The 20,659-nt window shown below is 66.6% G+C and carries 19 protein-coding genes and 2 pseudogenes; 9 read left to right on the top strand and 12 right to left on the bottom strand.

Annotated elements, in window-relative coordinates; translation table 11 throughout:
- Positions 1–37: 37 nt before the first annotated feature.
- The 8 genes from rdgB to Manayef4_RS23895 form a co-directional block, all read right to left on the bottom strand.
- Complete coding sequence (gene rdgB, locus Manayef4_RS04875) at positions 38–583, bottom strand: RdgB/HAM1 family non-canonical purine NTP pyrophosphatase (RefSeq protein ID WP_011436797.1); 546 nt, start codon at positions 581–583, stop codon at positions 38–40.
- A 26-nt stretch (positions 584–609) separates the two neighbouring features.
- A complete protein-coding gene (locus tag Manayef4_RS04870; protein ID WP_070130782.1) occupies positions 610–1,563 on the bottom strand; it encodes a hypothetical protein in 954 nt (317 codons plus the stop codon).
- On the bottom strand, positions 1,518–2,138 hold the full coding sequence (locus Manayef4_RS04865; protein ID WP_070130781.1) for a mevalonate-3-phosphate 5-kinase: 621 nt from the start codon (positions 2,136–2,138) through the stop codon (positions 1,518–1,520). The genes Manayef4_RS04870 and Manayef4_RS04865 overlap by 46 nt, the downstream gene beginning before the upstream one ends.
- Positions 2,125–2,895, bottom strand: coding sequence for a hypothetical protein (locus Manayef4_RS04860; RefSeq protein ID WP_070130780.1), 771 nt, complete (start codon positions 2,893–2,895; stop codon positions 2,125–2,127). Before Manayef4_RS04860 ends, Manayef4_RS04865 begins: the two co-directional genes overlap by 14 nt.
- Positions 2,896–3,105: 210 nt before the next feature.
- On the bottom strand, positions 3,106–3,801 hold the full coding sequence (locus Manayef4_RS04855) for a cytidylate kinase-like family protein (RefSeq protein WP_254665459.1): 696 nt from the start codon (positions 3,799–3,801) through the stop codon (positions 3,106–3,108).
- Positions 3,798–4,181, bottom strand: a complete 384-nt coding sequence (locus tag Manayef4_RS04850; protein ID WP_011436792.1) for a recombinase family protein — start codon at positions 4,179–4,181, stop codon at positions 3,798–3,800. The genes Manayef4_RS04855 and Manayef4_RS04850 overlap by 4 nt, the downstream gene beginning before the upstream one ends.
- A gap of 44 nt (positions 4,182–4,225) precedes the next feature.
- Entirely contained in the window at positions 4,226–4,819 is a 594-nt protein-coding gene (locus Manayef4_RS04845) for an ATP-binding protein (protein WP_011436791.1), read from the bottom strand.
- A gap of 10 nt (positions 4,820–4,829) precedes the next feature.
- Positions 4,830–5,735, bottom strand: a complete 906-nt coding sequence (locus tag Manayef4_RS23895) for a hypothetical protein (protein ID WP_139140007.1) — start codon at positions 5,733–5,735, stop codon at positions 4,830–4,832.
- A gap of 231 nt (positions 5,736–5,966) precedes the next feature.
- Between Manayef4_RS23895 and Manayef4_RS04835 the strand changes: the two genes are divergently transcribed.
- The 4 genes from Manayef4_RS04835 (at position 5,967) to Manayef4_RS04825 (ending at position 10,193) form a co-directional block, all read left to right on the top strand.
- Complete coding sequence (locus Manayef4_RS04835) at positions 5,967–7,184, top strand: XRE family transcriptional regulator (RefSeq protein ID WP_254665458.1); 1,218 nt, start codon at positions 5,967–5,969, stop codon at positions 7,182–7,184.
- On the top strand, positions 7,181–8,095 hold the full coding sequence (locus tag Manayef4_RS22425; protein ID WP_083282273.1) for an aminoglycoside phosphotransferase family protein: 915 nt from the start codon (positions 7,181–7,183) through the stop codon (positions 8,093–8,095). Before Manayef4_RS04835 ends, Manayef4_RS22425 begins: the two co-directional genes overlap by 4 nt.
- A 948-nt stretch (positions 8,096–9,043) precedes the next feature.
- Positions 9,044–9,322: a hypothetical protein gene (locus Manayef4_RS04830; protein WP_011436787.1), complete on the top strand. Its 279-nt coding sequence runs from the start codon at positions 9,044–9,046 to the stop codon at positions 9,320–9,322.
- Between the two features lie 619 nt (positions 9,323–9,941).
- Entirely contained in the window at positions 9,942–10,193 is a 252-nt protein-coding gene (locus Manayef4_RS04825) for a hypothetical protein (RefSeq protein ID WP_139140006.1), read from the top strand.
- A 100-nt stretch (positions 10,194–10,293) separates the two neighbouring features.
- On the opposite strand, the gene Manayef4_RS04820 is transcribed toward Manayef4_RS04825, so the two are convergent.
- Positions 10,294–11,781 (bottom strand): recombinase family protein, encoded by a 1,488-nt coding sequence (locus Manayef4_RS04820; protein ID WP_256388607.1) that lies wholly within the window; start codon positions 11,779–11,781, stop codon positions 10,294–10,296.
- Positions 11,782–12,135: 354 nt separating this feature from the next.
- On the opposite strand from Manayef4_RS04820, the pseudogene Manayef4_RS26555 reads away from it, so the two are divergent.
- Positions 12,136–12,228: pseudogene (locus tag Manayef4_RS26555) on the top strand (recombinase family protein); the annotation flags it as partial.
- 254 nt (positions 12,229–12,482) lie between these two features.
- Here the strand turns inward: Manayef4_RS26555 and Manayef4_RS25670 are convergent.
- Together Manayef4_RS25670 and Manayef4_RS04810 are read right to left on the bottom strand one after the other, a co-directional pair.
- Positions 12,483–12,560 (bottom strand): annotated as a pseudogene (locus Manayef4_RS25670) (IS6 family transposase); the annotation flags it as partial.
- Between the two features lie 182 nt (positions 12,561–12,742).
- Positions 12,743–14,017: a hypothetical protein gene (locus Manayef4_RS04810; RefSeq protein WP_070130826.1), complete on the bottom strand. Its 1,275-nt coding sequence runs from the start codon at positions 14,015–14,017 to the stop codon at positions 12,743–12,745.
- Positions 14,018–14,229: 212 nt separating this feature from the next.
- On the opposite strand from Manayef4_RS04810, the gene Manayef4_RS04805 reads away from it, so the two are divergent.
- From Manayef4_RS04805 to Manayef4_RS04795, 3 genes are all read left to right on the top strand, one after another.
- Positions 14,230–14,904, top strand: a complete 675-nt coding sequence (locus Manayef4_RS04805; RefSeq protein WP_070130773.1) for a response regulator transcription factor — start codon at positions 14,230–14,232, stop codon at positions 14,902–14,904.
- Positions 14,897–16,282, top strand: a complete 1,386-nt coding sequence (locus Manayef4_RS04800; protein WP_070130772.1) for a HAMP domain-containing sensor histidine kinase — start codon at positions 14,897–14,899, stop codon at positions 16,280–16,282. The genes Manayef4_RS04805 and Manayef4_RS04800 overlap by 8 nt, the downstream gene beginning before the upstream one ends.
- Before the next feature lie 415 nt (positions 16,283–16,697).
- Positions 16,698–17,582, top strand: coding sequence for a ZIP family metal transporter (locus Manayef4_RS04795; protein ID WP_070130771.1), 885 nt, complete (start codon positions 16,698–16,700; stop codon positions 17,580–17,582).
- Here the strand turns inward: Manayef4_RS04795 and Manayef4_RS23880 are convergent.
- The gene (locus tag Manayef4_RS23880) at positions 17,510–18,076 is read right to left on the bottom strand and encodes a Tn3 family transposase (protein ID WP_070130770.1); all 567 of its coding nucleotides are present in this window, start codon (positions 18,074–18,076) and stop codon (positions 17,510–17,512) included. The two genes, Manayef4_RS04795 and Manayef4_RS23880, sit on opposite strands and share 73 nt — an antisense overlap.
- Before the next feature lie 87 nt (positions 18,077–18,163).
- On the opposite strand from Manayef4_RS23880, the gene Manayef4_RS04785 reads away from it, so the two are divergent.
- Positions 18,164–20,611: a Tn3 family transposase gene (locus Manayef4_RS04785; RefSeq protein WP_070130769.1), complete on the top strand. Its 2,448-nt coding sequence runs from the start codon at positions 18,164–18,166 to the stop codon at positions 20,609–20,611.
- Positions 20,612–20,659: the final 48 nt, after the last annotated feature.

The following is a 20,659-nucleotide window of genomic DNA, read 5'->3' as shown; positions in this document are numbered from 1 at the left end:
TAGTCGGACTTCGGCTCACCGCGCGGCCAAGGTCCGACTACAGCCCGAGTCCTTGCCGGAGCGCGTCCACGGCGAGGCGTCGGTGGGAGATGGCGTTCTTCTGGTCGCTGGTCATCTCGGCGAAGGTCAGGTTGCCACCGTCCGGCGCGAAAATCGAGTCGTAGCCAAAGCCTCCCTGCCCCCGCCGTTCGGTGGTCAGCACGCCTTGTAGCGTGCCGGTGAAGACGCGGACGCCGTCAGCGTCGGCGTAGCCGAGCGCCGTGGTCACCGTGGCCGTGCGGTCAGTGACCGACGCGGCCATATCGAGCAGACCTTGAGCGCCCACCGAGTCGAGGAACCAGGCGACCAGTGCGCCCGGCARCCCGTTCCAGGCGCTCAGGGTTAGGCCGGTGTCATCGACTAGCACCGGGCTGTGCAGCTTTGAATAGGCGTCCTCGGCCTTTCGTCGCACCACTTTTTCGACGTCGAGGGACTGAATCTCGATCAGGTCTTCCTTGACGGCCTTGACCTCGATTCCGAGAAGCGCGGCGTACTCCCGGGCCTTCCCTTCGTTGCCGGTGATCAGAGAGACATGGTCGATCATCTTTTCTACCTTCCGCGGGGTCCTGGTTAGTCGTCGATCCGGAGCCAGTGCCGGGAGTAGTCGGTGAGCCGGATGGCGTGTGCGTGATTTGCCGGTAGAAGGCTACCACGTACCGTTACAGCGTCTCCGTCCTGCACCGGCGTGCTGAACTTCCACCACAGCACGTATATTTCGACGATTCCACTGCCGGTTACAAGGTCGAATCGGCGGGGGAAGAGGTTGCTTCTGCTCGCGTTCGTGACGCGGCCAGAGACGGTCACGTGGTCGGCCCGTGGCGTGGGGGCTATCAGCGCGGCGGGCGTCGTTTGTGACCGGTCTCGCACGCGGATTGTGGTGACGACGTCGTTGGAGAGTTGCAGTCCGGTCCACCGTCGCGCGATGATCGACCGGATGGAGTTGTTGTCGTTGCGAAATACCCGTCGGTAGCGCTCGTACTGCTGGATTTGGCGTTCGGCTGTGACGGTGGTGAAACCCAGCCGATCTCGAATACCGGGCAGCTCCTTTCGGAGGACTTCGACGTTGRCCAAGTCTTGGATCACGAAGTCGACGTCTTTACGCACTGTTCCTCTGGGGGTGAGGTGAAGACCGAACATCGATGACCCGAAGATGCCCACCGATTCGGGTCCGACGAGCTTGACCAGTTCCGTGTAGAGGTCGAACCAGACGGTTGAACGGAACGTCTCGACCATTGCGATYGCGGACCGAATCGGGTCGTGATGTTCGGCTACTTCTTGCACCGGGACGAGCGTGTAGGTATCGAGTACGTCCGCTGGCAGTCGTTCGTCTTCGATGAAGTTCTTCCGGTACCGGGCGTTGCGGTAGAATCTGTCGCCTTCTGGATGCGGCGAGTAGACGTTGTATCCGAGAAAATGAGTCCGGCTGTCGAGGTTGCCGAGGACTCGGTAGATCTTGCCGTCCTCGGTTACGACGTGGTCTAGGTCGAGGAGGGCACGTCGGTCGGATTCCACGACCGCCTCCATTCGTCGGCTGTGCTGACTTCGATGTCCTTCCCGCGGGCGTCGGCGATGAGGTAGTCCTGGATCGTGAGCATGAAGGGGATGTTGTCCTGCCATTCTTTGAGCGGGTTGYCGTCCGCTCGGTCTCGGCCCTTCTRGGCTACGCGCTTCCTGAGTTCTTCGGCGGTCCGGACGATCAGTAGCGTTGCGCGTATGTGCGCGGTTCGGTTCTCGTCTCGCAGCGCGGCAATGATCGGGCTGTGAAAGTGYGCTCCCTCGACTACTGCGTCGAATCCGTCGAGGACCAGCTTTCTGACCACTTGCCCGATGGCCGGTGCGATGGCTGCGGCATGATCGGCGAATCCGGTCACGATGTTGTGTTGGGTCGGCGATCCATAGAGTTCCCAGGCGGTGTGCGTCACCTTGGCGAGCACCGGAACGCGTTCGAGGTCCACGTAGGCTCTCTGGACCTCTCTGAGGTAGTCAGTCTGAACGACGGTTCTGATAGCCCGGTGATGCGCGAATGCTACCGCTCCGGTCGACTTCCCAACGCACGGAATACCGTAGACGATGTGGATGGTAGTCTCAGGCGTCGCCATAGCGGTACTTCCTTCCGCAGGCGATGACCTGATCGTATTCATCGCCGGTCAGCCCAKCGAGGCTGAACTCGCTTTCGAGACTCGTGCGGAACAGAACGGGGTCGTCGGTGTTGATGGACACTGGTATGCCGAGTTGGAGTGCAACCCTCGCCGGGCTCGTTCGGTTCCAATCGGCGACTCCCAGCAATGTGTTGCTGGTTGGGCACATGTCGAGACAGATGCCGTTGGCTCGCACGAAGTCCACAAGCGCCTCGTCGTCGAGAAGCAGAACGCCGTGGCCGATCCGGTCGGGTGTGATGCGGGCTAGGACGTAGTGGGAGATCGCGTTGTTGAACAACTCTCCCAGGTGGATGTTTACCTTCATTCCGCCGGTTTGCAGATTCCRCRGAGTCCGAAGATAGCGGTTGAACTTCGGGAGATCGTAGGGCAGAAAATTGAGGTCTACGCCGGCGATGCGGGTCGTCAGGTCATCCTGCTCGGATAGGACGTCAAACAGCGCATCTAGCTGGTCCTGGGTTTTGGTCATGTTCACGCCAGCGAGGAACGTTATGGAAAGAGCGGTACGGTAGGAAAGCTCCTCGCGGAAGATGTCGATGCCGTCACCGGCGCTGTGCATCCATCGCCAGCGGCCTGTGGACGGACCGATGCGGAGGTCAATGTGTTCGATCCGCGACGCCTGCATCTCGTCCAGAAGGCGGCGGACGACTCGGCGGAACGTTGCCTCGGTGAAGATGTCCGCGTCGTCGGTCAGGCTCATGACCGTCTGCCAGAGCAGGGTTAGCCGTTCCGCAGGCGTTGACTGTAGGTAGGCGTCTGTCTCGTATACGCCTCGTAGGTAACCTACCCTCTCGGGTTTCGCGATTTCGAGCGCCCGTAAGGCTGATTCGAAGTGGCAGTGTAGAAGGCTGTGCATGGCTGGTCCCCGTGACCTGATCGAAGTGTCTGCTGTGCGGCCGGCGTCGTGGCGTCAGCGCGGCTGCGGTCTGCTCGGCAGCGTGATCCGTCGAACTTCCTGCGGATGGGTCTGGATCAGGYGCTCGGCTTCCGCCTGGTCGTCGGCCATGACGCAGGTCGCTACGGCATGGATGACGGGCGCGAATGCCTCGATCCCGGAGCGGGCCGCGGACTCTGTAGGGTTAGGTATCAGATGGCTGTTATCGAGGACGGCGTCATAGCGGTGCCTGTCGGTGAACAGGTCGAAACCGTGTCGTCGCTGAAATAGCTGACGGTTGAAACTGTCCTTCTCGTCGAGGAGGGATCTGCACCGATCGGGGCTYGTTCTTCGATCACCCTGAGAGACAAGACATTTTCTGACTCGCGATTCGAGGTCGGATTCGATCCAGATACGCAGGAGCGGGCTGTCACCGATCCACGCGAGTGCCCACGTGTCGAAGACGGTTCTCTGTYGGGTCCGGTTCAGCGAGACGAGCCGTTCCTCCAACTCGGCGTCTACTGATCCGTTGCTGCGGGCCGCGTTGGTCTCACCGAGTCGAGTGAGCCAGACGGACTCGCCGGTCTGCTCTATTCCGAGAATCTCCAACAGGATCTCGGTCGCGGAGACGTACTGGTAGCCAAGTTCGTCCGCCAGCCGCTTTGCGTGGGTCGTCTTTCCGGCCGCCGTGAGCCCGGCGAACGCAATGTTGGAGGTGTGAGATGTGGTCACAGCTGTTGCCCGGTGTCCCGTTCGGCCCGCCATGCGGCGACGCCGGGCGGTTCGTGAGCTGTGTTGCTGGCGACGACCAGCTTCGCGCCGAGAAGCTGGATTTCCATTGCTATCGCTTTTCTAATCAGCGGCCAGGGCGAGATGTGGTCGGCGCTAGGCACGATGACGCTACAGCGGTCATCGTGGCGGAGGCAGTCGAGCAGCGTGGTCAGCGCAGGTCGAATGAGTCGGCCCGGTGGCATGTTGCGGTCAACGTAGATCTCGGCGAGGACATAGCTCTCGGCGTCGGCGTAGTCCTTGACCTGCCTGTTGAGGCGGGAGACTTCGTCGTCATCCTCTGCGGTGAGACTGAAGTATCCATAGGCCAACGGTCGTTCCATCTGGACTCCCGGCTTTCTGTAATGAGTTCCTGAGTTTGGGGCAGTTACTCGCCAGTCGTCCAGTCGTCGAGCGCGCGGAGGCGGTCCACGACGCGCCGGAGTGTCGCCATGTCGGTCACGAAGTCGGCTGAGAAGTCCGATAGGCGCGTGCGTAGCCCCGTAAGCAGCTCGCGTCTTGGCAAGTCTGTCTGTTTTGGGCCTGAGAGGTTATCCACGGCGACGGGCTCGGGGAGGGGGATCTCCGCCCAAACGACCTTCCCTAATTTTGTGAGGTAGTACGACCAGCGTTGCGCGAGTTCGTCGACGAGCAATAGTCCCAAGCCGCCTTCCGAGTCGAGATCGGTGGGTCTTGCCTCCGGTAGCGCAGGGCTTCCGTCCCAGACTTCGACGGTGAGTAGGCGGCCGATGAAGGACGTCCGGACGGCGATCATCGGTTGTCTCGCAGTTTCAGACGCTTTCACGGCGTTGGTGGCGAGTTCGCTCACGATCAGCTCGGCCGTATAGGCGCAGTCTTCGGCTCCTCGTTGCTGGACCAGTTCGACGACATGCCGCCGTATGTCGCCCACCGATGCGGCGGTCGCGGGAGCCCGGTACACCTCGACGTAGACCGCTGGCCGGAGACGCTGGGTGCCTGTCATCGGATACCGCCTATAGGTCGGCGCAATGGCCTGAGTCGTGATCCGGGACGCCGGGGCGAGCACGGCAGCACCCVCCGCCTTCCTGCGGGTTGTGATGGTCGGGGGCGGTACTGATCCGTCCGGCGATTCTGGTMACGTGACTGGTGAGCCAGCGCAACTCGTGGGCGATGGCGTCTGCCCGCTCGGTGAGAGCTGCCCACGCGATGTGATCGGGCTCAGGGCCACCTGCGCCCGCGACGGGGCTTGTCCTGAGCCGCTGGAGATAGAGCAGCACGTTCGTCGTGGTGAGGTCTTCTGGTTGTGGCGGGAGGGTGGAGAGCCCGAAATAGGGAGAGCGCGGCGGCCGTGCGGGCGGGAACGGCCGCTCGGGGATACCCGGCGTATCGGCGTCCGACGTCGGGTCTTGTGGCCTATGACCGGCCGCCTTCATCGTGTCGAGGAGAAGCCTGTCCTCCGGTCGGAGGTGTTCGCGGTCGGCGATGTCCAAGAGGCTGTGTACGTCGGTCCCGTATACGGAGGCGAGAAGCGCGAGCATCTGCGGGGTCGGCCTGCGGCRAGTGGAATTTGGCCAGTTCTCCAATTCGCTCAGGCGAGGCACGGTCATGGTCGCCTTGCCCTGTGKGTCGATGTCCAGATCCGCGGCACGGGCGTTGATACGGTCAGCGGCCAGTTGCAGCGTCCAGCCGTGAGCGTGGCGAAAAGCGGGCCGGGGGCGCAGCCGATAGCGACGCGAGAACTCGGCGGCGATCTCTTCATGCGTCATCCCAACGGCGCGCATACGATCACGTAGACGTTCCAACTCGACTCGTAGGCTAATTCCGGCCATGATGATGCCGACGCCCTTTCCCGCTCGTTCCGCCGCGTGTTCTTCGGCCACCGTGTGGCCTTCTTTCAGTTCAGCGCGTCCACGGCTCATGCCGGCAGGTCAGGGAGCAGGGATGTCAAGGGGATGATAGGGGGGATTGATCGTCTACGGCCCGTGACGGACCACTTACGGCCGCATGGCGGGCGTGCCATGATGGGCCGTTAGCGCCCCGGAAGGAACGAGACGATGGCGGAACCGAACCACCTGTTCCGGGCGGCCCGCGTCCGTGTGGAGTCGCCCGAGGCACCAGGCGAGCCCCTGGCCCGACGCGAGCTAGCCGAGATGGTCAACGCCTGGATCTACGAGCAGACCGGGCGTGAGACGGCGATCGACGGGAACTACATCGGCAAGCTGGAACGCGGCTTGATCCGCTGGCCTGACGCGCTGTACCGGCAGGCGTTTCACGCCGTCCTGGCCACCAAGCAAGATCGGGAGCTGGGCTTCCGTCGACCACGTCGCACAGAGCGGAACACTGAGGACGTGAACCGAAGCGAGTTCTTGCGCGCCATGGCAGGCGTAGGCGCCGCCGTCGTGACCGGCTCCTTCACCGAGCTGGCCACGAGTCCCCCTCCCGACGTGCCCGCCGTCGTGGGGCGCGAAGAGATTGATCAACTGCGAATGGCGGCGCGTCTGTTCGGAACGGTTGACCACACGTACGGCGGCGGGCTCGTACGCGAGGCGGTCGCCGGCCAGCTCCGCTACGCCGTGAATCTCCTGAACGCACGCTGCCCGGAACGTCTGCGCGACGAACTGTTTACCTCGGTCGGCTTCCTCGCGCATACCGCAGCGTTCATGGCGTTCGACGCCTACGTCCACGAGGATGCTCGAAGAATGTTCTCTCTCGCGCTCGCGTGTGCCGAGGAGGMGGGTGACTGGCACCTGAGAGCAAAAGCGCTTTCGTCGATGGCCAGGCAGGCTATCTGGCGAGGCGACCCTGATATGGGCCTCACGCTGGTAGACGTCGCTTTCATTCGTGCCGAACGCCTTACGCCCACCGAACGCGCCATGCTCCTTGCCGCCAAGGCACGTGCGCTCGCAAAGCTGGGTCGGGAGCAGGAGACGCTACGGATCATCGGCCAGGCCGACGACGAGTTTAGCCAGTCCGAGCCGGAAAACGATCCGGTCTGGATGGCCTACTACGACCTCGCTCAACACGTCGGAGACACCGGTCACGCCGTTTTCGATCTGGCGGTCAGAAACGCCAGGCACGCGCCGGAGGCTGCGCGGCGTCTGGACGGTGCGGTCACTGGACACAGCGCCACGTTCGCCCGGTCCATAGCCATCAGCCAGACAAAACTCGCGTCGCTCATGATGAAGACCGGCGACCCGCAAGAAGCGGCCATCGTCGGCTCCGCGGCACTCCGCGCCGCAGGACAAGTACATTCTCGACGGGCGGCAGATGACATACGCGAGCTAGGAACATTCGCGAAACGACACGAACGGATCGATGAAGTCGCGGAACTCAGGCATAACATTCAGACGGTCACCAGCTCCGCATGAGCGGCCAGCATCGCGACAAGCCGAGCGGGGACAGTACAGAACTACTGCGGACAGCCTGCGTCCACGCGGGTGTTCCGTACGGCTCGGYCGAACTCCTCCGGGAGGGCGAGAACACCATCTTCCGTCTCCCGGGCGGCATTATCGCCCGCATAAGCCGCGCAGGCCAGGAGAAAGTCGMAGCCAAAGAGGTGACGGTCTCCCGCTGGCTTGAAGAGAACGGTTTCCCTGCCGTTCGCGCGCTGGCGCTGCCAGGCGCCGCCCATCAGCCAGTTGTCATCAGCKGGCACGCCGTGACGTTCTGGCAGGAACTACCCCCGCACCGACACGGGACACCACGGGAGGTGGCAGCAGCATTGCGGGCACTTCACGCCATTCCACCACCGACTGGATTTACGCTCGATCCCCTGTCACCCATGACACGGCTACGCGAGCGCATCGAGGGGGCACGCACGCTAACCGCCGCTGACCGTCACTGGCTGCGAAACCGAGTCGAGACTCTAACAAGTCGGTACAACAGCCTGCCGCCAGGGCTGCCGCTCAGCGCYGTTCACGGCGACGCGTGGGGAGGGAACCTCGTGGTCACCCCTGACGGCCAAACCGTACTCCTCGACCTCGAACGCTTCTCTATCGGCCCACCTGAATGGGACCTCGTATCGACCGCCATCAAACACAGCTCCTTCGCCTGGATCACAGCCGGAGAGTACGCTGAGTTCGTCGAGGTTTAYGGCCACGACGTCACGAACTGGAGCGGCTTCGAAACCCTCCGGGACATTCGCGAGCTACGCATGGCCTGTTACGTAGCTCAGCAGGCTTCAAAAGACGATGGATGGCAATCCGAGGCACGGAAACGCGTGGATTCCATACGGGGACTCCTCGGTCCGCGACCGTGGCCATGGCAACCTGCGCTCTGAACATCATCGCGGCACGCCCCCCGCCCGTCGTGTAGCCGTACCGGTCGCCGTTCCGATCTCCCGTTTGAGCCGCTATCCCGCTGGGGCGTGCTKGCGCAGGTCGCGCTGCCGCTGGGGTCACCCGAGGACATCCCGACTCGTACCCCCACGGTCTACGTGTTCAGTCGAGGCGCCTCGGTGGGTGTCCGGTGGGTCCGGGCGTCGGTTCTGGACGGCCGTGGCCCCGGCCGCTGGGCATCAGCGCGTCCGCAGGCGGCCGCAGGTCCGCTACATCCTGCTTGGCCAGAATTGTCCGGCTTCCCGTTGGTCCGCCCACCGGACCCCCCATCGKCCCGCCCGCCGGACCCCCCGTAAAGACGGGTGGGTCTGCGATGCCGCACTGGCGCAGGTCATAGCACCTTTCACACCCACCCAAGTACTCCGCGACTTAAATACCCAACGGGTACTGTTGAAAGTATAGGAGCGGCCTGCGGAGCCGTGATGTGGCCCCTTTCCGTGCCGTTCTCCGGCAGCGGTATAGCTCGCGCGCATGGCAGCCGAGCGACAACCACAGTTGTCGGCTTTCCCTGACAGCGGCATCTGGCACGGACGCCAGCAGGCCCACAGGGAACCCCCTTYCGCTGTGATCTCGCCCACACCGCCGTGCCGCTTTTGCGATAAAATGCCCCGTTTGCCGGATGTCCCAACCGGTGCCCCGTCCGCGTACCCAACGGAGACCCCAACCGTGTACCTGCTTAGTGGGTACACCCGGCGTGGCGCATCTGCGCAGCTCGGAGGGTATCTGGGGTGTACCCAAGTGGGCCAAGACTTAGTTGCCTACTGGCATCCTATCTAATCATGGTCGCGGGCAGGGGGGTGGCCTGCGGAACGTGCCGCTCTTGGCGAAAGCGGATCGCACGGTTAGCGTTTATTCGCCGAATTCCCCCTCTGCCTGTTCTGTGAGGTGCCGTGGTCGATCCGTCCCGCCTGCCCCGTCCCGCTCACACCGACCCGCGCGACGATCCACCRCACAGCGCGGACGGGCCGCCGCGGACCGGAGCGGCGGGCACGGGCGCGGATGGCGCCGAACCGGCGCCAGAGGCGGGCGGGCCGACCGACCGGGCGTTTCACCTCGCGCGGGTCTGCGCCGGATTCACCACCACGATCAGCCGCCGCTCGGCGGAACGCCTCGCCCGACTGCTGTCCCCGCCCGACGACGACGGGCAGCAGGACTCTCACGCGGCCTGAGAACCCGCCACCGGGCCGCCCACGGACACCGGTGGCGGCCCGTCGACGTGTAACCGCCGGGCAGGACCGTAACCGCAGAGTTACACCCTCGGTTACTCGTGAGACCTGCGCTGACCTGCGCACGAGCATCGGTGTAACGGGTAACCCGCGGCGCGGCCCGACCCGTCAACCCGGCCTAATACGGCTCTCGGGTCGCCCAGGCGGGCCTTACCGGTTACCCCCGCCCGCACGTTCCGGGCGGGCAGCTTGACGGCGATGCTGTCCCGATCCGGCCGGGCTCGTCGCGGCGCGGTCCGGCGGGGGTAGCGGCGTGGGGCGGGGGTAGCGGCTGCGCTACCTACGCCGCTACACGCCGTGGCCGCGCTGACCTGCGCGGACGTAGAGGTGTAGCGGGTAGCGGCCCGACGCGGCCAAGCCGTCCACGCGGCTCTGGCGGCCGGTGGACGGCGGGTACCACCGCTACGCGCTACACCGCTGATCGCTGTTTGCCTGTGTTTGCCTGCGTTTGGAATAGATAGCCGCCGGTCGGCGTTGTGATTGATGTCAGGGCCTGTTTCGCCGTGTCCCCGCACCGCGCGCCCGGTCGACCCGACCAGGCGCATCGCCGTGTGAGGTGCCGTTGGTCGGTCCGTCCGTTACCCGTCGTCCCCCCTCCACGCCGACCCCCACCGACGACGACGGACCACCGGACCAGCCATCGACCACCGACCCGCCGGGCGGTGATCCGACCGACCGGGCGTTTCACCTCGCGCGGGTCTRCGCCGGATTCACCACCACGATCAGCCGCCGCTCGGCCGACCGCCTCGCCCGACTGCTGTCCCCACCCGACACCGCCACCGACGACGGGCGAGACGGCCCCCACGCGGCCTGAGAACGCCACAGCGGCACGAACAGACCGACAACGGCACGGGGCCCGCCCACGTTCACCGTGGGCGGCCCCGCGGCCGTTGCGCGTCTGCTACCCGCCAGGGTCACAGCGGGTTCTGATCGATGTGGATACGGCTGTAGTCGAACTGGCCACGCGGCACCCGCGACTCGTCGATCACCACAGCGGCGAACAGGAACCGCAGCACCGCGTTCATCCGCTCGTACTCCTCGGCCTCCACCAGCGCATCCCACGCCGCGCGGGCATGCGGCCCGGTCAGCCCCGCCAGCACCTCCACCGCCGGGCGCACCACCGTCTTGCGCTGCACCTTCTTGATCCGCTCCTCCACGGTGCGGCGCATCTCCCGGTACTCCCGCGACTTGATCTCCCGGGCGTTCCACATCGCCTTCAACTCCGCCAGCTCCGCGTTGTCCTCCTCGATCGCGGCCTGGTCGGCATCCGTCAACGTCGCGGCGGCTTCCTGCCCCGACGGGTCCAACCGCGTCAGCAGATCCACCGCCGCATCCGTGACGAACGCCTCCAACGCCGGAGCGTTGATCCGCCGGGAGCACTTCTGCTCATCCGTGCGGTACTTGCGCGAGCACAGGTAACCCGGCGAGACATGCCCACCGGTACCGGCCATCCGCGTGCCGCACCGCTTGCACGTCACGATCCCGCGCAGCAGGAAGAACCGGGCGGGGGTCCTGGTCGCCGCGTGCGCGGCGGCCCGGTAGGAACGYCGGTCGCGGATCTCGGCCCACGTCCCCGGATCGAAGATCGCAGGCCAGATCCCCTGACCGATCTCCTCACCTCGAAACACCCGGATACCCGCCGCGTGGTGCGAGTCCAACACCGCCAGCACGGAGAACTCGTCCCACGGCCGCCCGCTGGCGGTCACCTTGCCCTGCTCGTTGAGCACAGCGGCGATCTGGATCGACGTGGCGCCGTCCAGGTAACGCGCGGCGATGTCCCGCGCCACCTCCGCCTCCGCCTCGACGATGCTCATGCCGTCCGGTGTGTAGCCGAACCGGCGCTTGCCCGGATGCGGCTTCCCGTCGTTGRCCCGGTCCACCATCGCGTCCTTCATCCGCCGCGACGTGTCATCCGACGACCGGCACGCATGCGCCACCTCGATCCGCAGGAAGAACCGGTCATCCGGATCGGACAGGTCCCGCTGGTTGGCCTGCCCATGAAGAGTGATGTCCCGATCATCCGAGATCGCCAACAACTCCTCAAGATCCTTCGGCTGTCGCATCAGCCGGTCCGGATGGTAGGCCACCACATGCTGAACCTCACCAGCACGCGCCACCTCCAACAGCCGWTCCCACCCCTTGCGCTTACGATCACGCTTCCACGCCGACCGGTTGTTGTCGACGAACACATGCGCCACCCGCAACCCCAACCGGCGCACCACCTCCCGGCAGATCCGCTCCTGCCGGTCCACCCCCGTCTGGTCCTCGTCCGCCACGTGCGAAATCCGGCAGTAGATCGCCGCGGACTGCCCCGCCCAGTCCTCCCGCGACGCCCGCTTACGCCCGTACCGCGCCTGACGCCGAATCCGCGCCTGCCYTGRCCCTGTGCCCGTTTCGCCCATACCCATATGCTACGAACAGCCAATGACTGAGTCCGGCGTCATGAACATCGCGAAAATCATCAGCGTGACCGCGAACAGCGCGAAACCCGCCGAGGGGAWCACCCGCGGATGGATCAGGTCCCCGAAGATCCCAATGATCGGCACGCACACCATCGCGAGGATCGCCATCGGCGCGACCACGAGCCCGGCGTCCGCGCCGGACATCGCGCGCACCGATTCCAGATAGAAGTACAGCGGCACCAGCACCGCCGGGACGGCCGCGCCAGCCGCGGCGACGGCGACGTTCGAGAGCGCGAAGTTGCGGTCCCGGAAGATGCCCAGCGGCAGCAGCGGCTCACCGCCGGCGCCGCRGGTCTGCGGATGCGGACCCGGGAAGGCATGAAGATCGCCAAGGCCAAGGGCCGGCTCCGCGGCAAGAAACCGAAGCTCAACGCCCGGGCTGACGCTGTTGGCCGCGTCGGCGGCGGCGTGTTGCTCCTGCCGGTGTTTACCGCACTGTTCGGGCTGCGCTTCGCGGTGCCCGTGCTGACGCTGACCCAGTTGTCCAGCAACGGCAGCCGGGCCTGGTTCAATCACCGGGAGCTGCGCTGGCCGCTGATCGGCTGGTTCGCACTCGGCGCGGTCCCCCTAGCTAGGCAATCCCGTCCCTACCGGGCCCCGTTGCCCCACCCCCCGGGAACACGCCCACAGGCGCCGCCCTGGACAATCACCTTCGGCGGGAACCGGAACCCGGCGAATTCTGACGTCGGAACCGGTGGACGGACACGACGTCGACGCATCACTCGAGCATGACTGATCGGTCGCCGAGATGGCGAGCTTCGCCGACGCAACAGTGCCAACCAGCTGGGTCCTTGAGGCCGACAGGACCCGCCTACGCCGCGCACTCGCCGAGGCGGCTGCCGTGCCTCTCCCACAGAGGCGCGGCAGCCGGCTTGATGACCATCCACCGTCCGGTGACTCGTCAGCCGCCCAAAGACGTGGACAGCGCGGTCAACGCCTGCTTCTCGCTGGCGGGGTCAGGGTGGGATGCCCGCACTGCGCTGAGGGCGTCGTCGATCCGACCGTCGAGGAACGTCCAGGCGTTGCTGTCCATGGGCTTGAGCGTGGACTCATCATCGTCCCAGGTCGTCTCGAGACCCTTGATCCGGGCCTTGGCACCGCTCTGGTCGCCCGTGTTCACCTTGGTGAGCGTGTCGTCGACGATCGCCTTGAGRCTGGCGATATCGGCCGCTGGGAAGTGAGCGACTGCCTGGGCGGGGGTGAGCTGGATGGTGTTGGAGGCCGATCCGCCCTCCTCCGCYGCGATCGGAGAGGTGTGCGGGGTCTGCGCGGTGTGGTGGAGCAGAAGCCCGGCCGCGAGTGCGGCCACGGCGTAGAGGCTGAGGGCGAGTCGCTCTCGGCCGGGGCCCGCGCCGTGGACGCCGGTGTCCGGCGCCTCCGACTCGGGGATGACGTCCGCCTTCGACCAGGTGAGGTAGAGGACGGTGGCCCCGATGGCGACGAGGAAGATCACACTGGTGAGAGCGGTGCCCAGGCCCAGTCCCTGCTCGGATTTCGGGGTTGYGAACCAGTCGCCGATGTTGGCGCCCAGCGGCCGGGTGAGGATATAGGCCAACCAGAAGGCGAGCACCGGCTGCCCGCCGAACCGCCAGGCGACGACGACGATCGCGATGAGGGCGGCCGGGAGCAGGACCGCCTTGCCCGGGCCCCAGCCGCTGAGTTCGAGGGTCCAGTCGCCGGCGGCGGTACCGAGCGCGAAGGTCACCAGGACCGCGAGCCAGTAGAACGCCTCGCGGGGCGTCGAGGTGATGCTGTGGATCGACAGGGTGCGCTCACGCGCGTACCAGACGCCGAAGACGACCGCCAGGAGGAGAGCGAAGRTCGTGGTGCTCACCTTCAGCGGAACGCCCTGGCTGTCCGTGAGGATGTCGGTGTAGAGCGTGCCGGTGATACTCACGACCACGACGGTGAGCCAGTAGGCCAACGGCACGTATCGGCGCAGCCGCATCTGCGCATAGAGCACCGCGGCCAGGACAGCGGTGAACAGGAGCGCCGTCCTGGTGAGGYCGACGCCGAGCGTCATGTTGATMCAGTCGGCGAAGCTCTCGCCGACGGTGGTACAGAGGATCTTGATTACCCAGAACCAGATCGYGATCTCGGGGACCTTGTTCAGCATCTCGCCCTCCCGGGAGGAGGGTCGGCTGACGGTCAGTTCGGTGGTCATGTGTGGCAGCATCGCGAAGAGATCCTGCAATCAACCTGTACGAGTGTCGGCCCGAGCGTCTGGGTCACGAGCAGGCGTCGCCGCGACGCGGAGAACACCTCGGCTCGGCGCCCGCCGCCGAGTCTGCGCCGCGAAGCGCCGACTGGCCGTCAAGGTTGCGTGCAGGTTCTGCTCGTCATCATGCGGACCGGACATGAAGGGTCGCAGTACTGACGGAGGAAGCGATGATCACGATCGGGGTCTGCGAGGACCAGGAGTCCATCCGGACCATCCTTGTCCGAGGGCTGCGTCAGGCTGGCTACGAGGTGGTCGTCGCCCACGATGGCCGCGAGGCGCTCCGCCAGTTCAGCCCGGACAACAACGTCGGCGTGATCATCATGGACATCGGCCTGCCGGACGCTGACGGCCGCGATGTCGTCCAGGCGCTCAAGTCAGTCGGGCAGCGCGCTCCCGTCCTCTWCCTGACCGCGCTCGGTGCGACGCACGACCATCTTGCCGGTTTCGCCGCCGGCGCGGACGACTATGTCACCAAGCCGTTCGACCTGCGGGTGCTTCTGGCACGCCTCGAGGTTCTGGCGCGCCGTGGACCTGCCAGCGCCATCAGCGCGGGCGGGCTTGTCCTCGACCCGGTCACGCACTCGGCCCGCACCGCGGCGGGACAGGTACGCCTCACCCCCACCGAGTTCCGGATGCTGGCGGCGATCACCGCTCGGCCGCACGAGGTGGTGCGCAGAAGAAGTGTCATCGCCGCTGCCTGGCCCGACGGAGCGATCGTCAGCGACAACACCGTCGACTCCTTCATCCGCCGTCTGCRGAGCAAACTCGAGTCGATCGACTCGCCGACGGGAATCGAGACGATTCGAGCCGTCGGATTCACGATGACGCGGAAGGATGGCTAGGCGAACGGTGGCGAACTGGGCTTCCCGGGTCGTGACCTGGCRCCTGCGGTGGCGGGACCGACTGAGTCTGCGGGCACAGCTCGTCACGATCACGGCCCTCCTCGCCAGCGCCGTCGCCGCCGGTCTGGTGATCGTTGTCCAGATCTCCCTCGCCGGCGCCGCGCGCAGCACCACGGACAGGGTGCTGAACGATCACGTCAAGGCCCTGGTGGCCAGCATCAGTGCGGCGTCACCCGACGGGGCCCTCCACGTGCCCCGATCCCAGCTCAACCCGGGCGTCGCGGTCTACGACACCTCGGGGTCACGGGTCGCCGGAACCATTCCGCCCTCCATGCAGGAGGAGTACAAGGAACTTTCCACAACGGACAGGCAGCGCATCGTCGAAGGCGGCGAACCCTTCGCCATCATGGCCCTGCCCTTCACGACCTCATCGAAGCTGCAGGGGGTGGTGATCCTCGCCGAGCCCCTGGCTCCCTACGAGCGGAACGAGCAGGCAGCGATGGTGGTCTCCATCATCGCCGGGGCGCTGCTCGTCCTCATGGCCGCCGGCTCGGCGGCGTGGATCAGCAGGCGGGTGCTGAGCCCGGTGGAGCAGATGGCACGCACGGCCGCCGAGTGGAGCGAGYACGACCTCGAGCGCCGGTTCGCACTCGGAGCCCCGACCAACGAGATCCGGGCTCTCGGCAGCACCCTGGACGGGCTGCTGGACAAGGTCGCCTCCGTCATCAGGGCCGAGCAGCGTCTCACCTCGGAGCTCGCCCACGAGCTTCGGACGCCGTTGACCACCATCCACGGAGCCGCCGACCTGCTCGCGCTGCGCACCGATCTGGACGACCAGGCGCGCGAGGACGTCGCACTCATCAAGAACTCCAGCGCGTCGATGTCCAACACGATCAGTGCGCTGCTGGACCTTGCCCGCCGCCACCGCCAGGYGCTTCACAGCGACCGCACGCAGCTGGACGACCTGGCGGTCAAGCTCAAAGGCCTGCCTTTGCCCCGCGGCCACGTGAACGTCGACCTGTCCCCGGCGCTTTCGATCAACGTTCCCGAGGTACTCGCCATCCGCGCGCTCGCCCCGATCCTGAACAACGCACTCCAGGTCTCGGACCGCGCCTGGGTCAGTGCGCGGGCCGACGGCCGAAACGTGACCCTACTCGTGGCCGACAGCGGCCCCGGGGTGCCCGACCAGTGGGTGGAGACGTTGTTCGAACCCGGCTGGAGCGGGAACGGGGGCTCCGGCCTCGGACTCTCGCTCGCGAAACGGGTGGCGCGCAGCGGCGGAGGCGACGTCTCGCTCGTCGAACAGTACAACCAGTACGGCGGCGCCACCTTCGCCGTCATGTTCCCCGGCGGCCGCGCCGCCCGCACCCAGCACTAGCTCGTCGCGGCCGGCGGTTCGGGCAAACTGCTTCAGCTCGCAAGCCCCGGCCGCTCGAGCCCGCGCGGCCAGCCGTGGCGGGCGCCGGTCGGGTCGCCCGCGAAGATCCGACCTCGAACACGCCTCAGCTCTCAGCCCGCCCTGGATCAGGCCCCTACGGCTGGAAGACGRCTCGGATGCTTGGTCTTGAACAGCTCATAGCCGTGGAGGGTGTACGGCCGGGCCGGTCTCGGCCCACTTCGCCCATGAACTCGTGCCAGATGACGTCGCCGGCCTCGCCGGATCGGCGTGCGCCGGGGCACGTCCGGGTGCTGCTTCCCGCGRCAAGCGCGGCTTGCGATCGCATGCTTGTGTCGTAGCTGAGGTTAACCTAAGCTTCGGCTCCATCGGTGGGGGACACGACGACGGGGCTGATGTGAGCGAGACACGGACACTGATTCTCGGGTTAGTCGCGGGCGTGACGATCCTGCTCGGTCTTCCGCTGGGCCAGCTGCGCCGGCCGATGCCGGCCGTGAGCCAGTTTCTCAACGCGACAGCGGTCGGTATCCTGATCTTCCTGGTGTGGGACGTGCTCGCGCACGCCTGGGAGCCTCTCGACGCCGCGCTGGGCAAGGTGCATGACCACACGGGCGGCCTCGCGCCAGTCTTCGGGTACGGAGCGTTGTTTCTGGGCGGCCTTTCCATCGGGCTCCTKGGCCTGCTCGGCTACGAACGTGCGCTCGCGCGCCGTTCTCACCGGCCACAGCCCGTCGATGCGGCCGGGCGGCCGCGTCGCGTCGGGCCGGGTGCCATGGCGGCCGACGAGCTCACCGCACGCACACCGCCGGTCGAGTCAGGCCATTCCCCGGCCCGCCGGCTCGCGATGACCATCGCCGTGGGCATCGGCCTGCACAACTTCGGTGAGGGGTTGGCCATCGGCGGCAGCGCCGGCCGGGGTGAGATCGCCCTGGCCACCCTCCTCGTGATCGGCTTCGCGCTACACAACGCAACCGAAGGTTTCGGGATCGTCGCGCCGCTCGCCGCCGAGACCGACCGGCCCGGCTGGGGCTTCCTGCTGCTGTGTGGGCTCATCGGAGGCGGTCCCACCGTGGCGGGCACTGCCATCGGCCGGCAGTTCACCAGCGACCCGCTGAGCGTGATCTTCCTGTCGCTGGCGGCGGGTTCGATCCTCTACGTCGTCGTGCAGCTCATCGGGGTGGCGTCGCGCCTCGGCCGCAAGGACCTGCTCTACGTCGGGATCCTGGCTGGGCTTACCGCCGGGTTCCTCACCGACGCCGTCGTCACCGCAGGCGGTGCCTGACCCGTCGGCCCGTTGACGGGGTAGCCCTCGGCGCACAGCTTGTCCAACGCCGCGTCCAGGTAGACCGTGTTCCATAACGTGATGCAGTTGATGACCAGGCCGAGCGCGCCGAGCTGGTCTTCCATGCCGGCGTGGTACGGCTCGCGTAGTTCCCCRCGCCGGCCGTGGAAGACGTGCTTAGCCAGGCCGTGGCGGCCTTCCTGCAGGTTGCGCATCCGTTTGATAGCTCGCCGGTAGGACTCGGCGTCGACGTAGGCCAGCACGTGCAGGGTCTTGAAGATCCTGCGGTACATCAGGTCGATGGCATGCAGCGAGTCCCGCGGCGTGCCCGACAGCACCATTCCGGCCACCTCCACGCCCTGGTCGTTGACCATGGTGAGGTAGGTGGCGCCCTTACGCCGRCCGAAGTACTTCGGGTTCGGCCGGGCGTGGATCRAGCGGACCGGCACGACGAACCGGGTGCCGTCGACCGCGGCGACCAGGCCCCRCCCCACGCCTGCGCGGTGGCGATGTCGGCCTGCCCGGCGATCAGCGGGGCGTTCGCGGCGGCGTGCGTCTCGGCCCGTACGTAGTTCTGGTAGATGTGGCTGATCCGCGCCCTGGTCGCGGTCGATGTCCCGGACGACGACACCGGTCAGGATTCGGCACTGGCATTGATCAAGTCGGTGCCGGGCAACGTCAGCCTGGACTCGATGCTGACCGAGATCCGTAAGCTGCGTGCGGTCCGCGCGGTCGACCTRCCCGACGGTCTGTTCGCCGATGTCGCCCCGCGGGTGGTCGCGGCGTGGYGGACCCGGGCCGCGGTGGAGTCCCCGTCGCACCTGCGTGACCATCCCGACCCGCTGATGCTGACATTGCTCGCGGCGCTGCTGCACCACCGGCACGGGGAGATCACTGACACGCTGGTGGAGTTGCTGATCTCGACGGTGCACCGGATCGGCGCGCGGGCGGACCGGAAGGTCACCGAGGAGCTGATCAACGCGTTCAAGCGGGTGACCGGCAAGGAGAACATCCTGTTCGCGATCGCTGAGGCCTCGCTCAGCAGTCCGGACGAGCCGGTCCGTGAGGTGGTGTTCCCGGCGGTCGCGGGTGGGGAGCAGACGCTGCGGGAGCTGGTGGCCGAGTTCAAGACGAAGGGGCCGGTGTACCGGCGCACCGTGCGGACCACGCTGAAGGCGTCGTACTCGAACCACTACCGGCGCGGGCTGATCGCGCTGCTCGACGTGTTGGAGTTCCGGTCGAACAACGACACCCACCGGCCGGTCCTCGACGCCCTCGACCTGATCCGCCGATACGCCGACACCCGGCTGACGTACCTCCCCGCCGGCGAGACGGTCCCGACGCACAAGGGGCTGCTGGGCGACTGGAACGAGCTGGTGTTCACCGACCGGGCCAAAGGCCCGAAGCGGGTCGTCCGCGGCGTCTACGAGATCTGCACCTTCCAGGCCCTGCGCGACAGCCTGCGCTGCAAGGAGATCTGGGTCGTCGGCGCGGAGAAGTGGCGCAACCCCGATGAAGACCTGCCAGCCGACTTCGAGGCCCAGCGCGCCACGCACTACGCCGCCCTGCGTAAGCCGCTGGACCCGACCGCCTTCATCGACCAGCTACGTGAGGAGATGCGGACCGAACTCGCGGCGCTCGACACCGCGCTGCCGAAGCTGCCCTGGCTGGAGATCGCCGAGCGGGGCAGGAACGGCCCGATCCGGCTGACCRACCTCGACGCCGCACCCGAACCGCGCAACCTGCGCCGCCTCAAGGCCGAGGTGCGGACCCGGTGGGGCACCGTCCCCCTGATCGACATGCTCAAGGAGGCGGTCCTGCGCACCGGCTGCCTCGCGACCGCGACCACCATGGCCGGCCGTGRCGACCTGGCCCCCGAGGTGCTCGCCGAACGGCTGATGCTCGCGATCTACGCCTACGGCACCAACACCGGCATCCGCGCGGTCGCCGGCAACGCGCAGAACGGCCACAGCGAGGACGACCTGCGCTACGTGCGCCGCCGGTATCTGACCGCCGAGCTCGCCCGCACGGTCGCCGTCGAGATCGCCAACGCCACCTTCGCCGCCCGGGCGCAGCAGGTCTGGGGCGCCGGCTCCACCGCGGTGGCCAGCGACTCGACGCACTTCGGCGCGTTCGACCAGAACATCTTCACCGAGTGGCACTCCCGCTACGGCGGCCGCGGCGTGCTGATCTACTGGCACGTCGAACGTAAAAGCATGGCGATCCACTCTCAGCTGATCAGCTGCACCGCGTCCGAGGTCGCCGCGATGGTCGAAGGCGCGATCCGGCACGGTACGGCGATGGAGGTCGAGGGCRCCTACGTCGACTCCCACGGCCAGTCCGAGATCGGCTTCGGGATCACCCGTCTGCTCGGCTTCGACCTGCTCCCACGTATCAAACGGATCAACAAGGTTCGGCTCTACCGGCCGGCTGCTGGCGAACCGGACGCCTACCCGCGGCTCGGTCCGGCGCTGACCCGGCCGATCCGCTGGGATGTCGTCGCCGAACAGTACGACCAGATGATCAAATATGCCACCGCGATCCGGACCGGCACCGCCTCCGCCGAGGCGATCCTGCGCCGCTTCACCCGGACCAACGCGATCCACCCCACCTACCAGGCCATGATCGAGGTCGGGCGGGCGCAGCGGACCCTGTTCGTCGCCCGCTACCTGCGCGACCGGGACCTGCAACGCGAGATCAACGAAGGCCTCAACGTCGTCGAGTCCTGGAACCGCGCCAACAGCGTCATCTTCTTCGGCAAGGGCGGCGACATCGCCACCAACCGCCGCGACGAACAGGAACTCTCCGTCCTCTGCCTACGGGTCCTGCAGGCCGCCCTGGTCTACGTCAACACGCTCATGGTCCAGGACGTCCTCGCCGACGACGACTGGGCCGAGYAGCTCACCGACGCCGACCTGCGCGGCCTGACCCCGTTATTCTGGACGCACGTCGCCCCGTACGGCGAGGTGAAACTCGACATGACCAGCCGCCTGACACTCAGCGTGTCCGCCGCGGCGCCGCTGGTGTAGACCCGAACAGCCTGGCATGCCTCGGGTCGGGGGGAAGAGACTGAGACA

The organism is Frankia sp. CgMI4 (assembly GCF_001756285.1).
Taxonomy (GTDB): Bacteria; Actinomycetota; Actinomycetes; order Frankiales; family Frankiaceae; genus Frankia; species Frankia casuarinae.
This window is presented reverse-complemented; position numbering and strand designations above follow the sequence as displayed.

Coding starts and splice junctions, on each gene's coding strand:
- Manayef4_RS04850 (WP_011436792.1), bottom strand. CDS start 4,181: ATGGAACGACCGTTGGCCTATGGATACTTCAGTCTCACCGCAGAGGAT.
- Manayef4_RS04845 (WP_011436791.1), bottom strand. CDS start 4,819: ATGACAGGCACCCAGCGTCTCCGGCCAGCGGTCTACGTCGAGGTGTAC.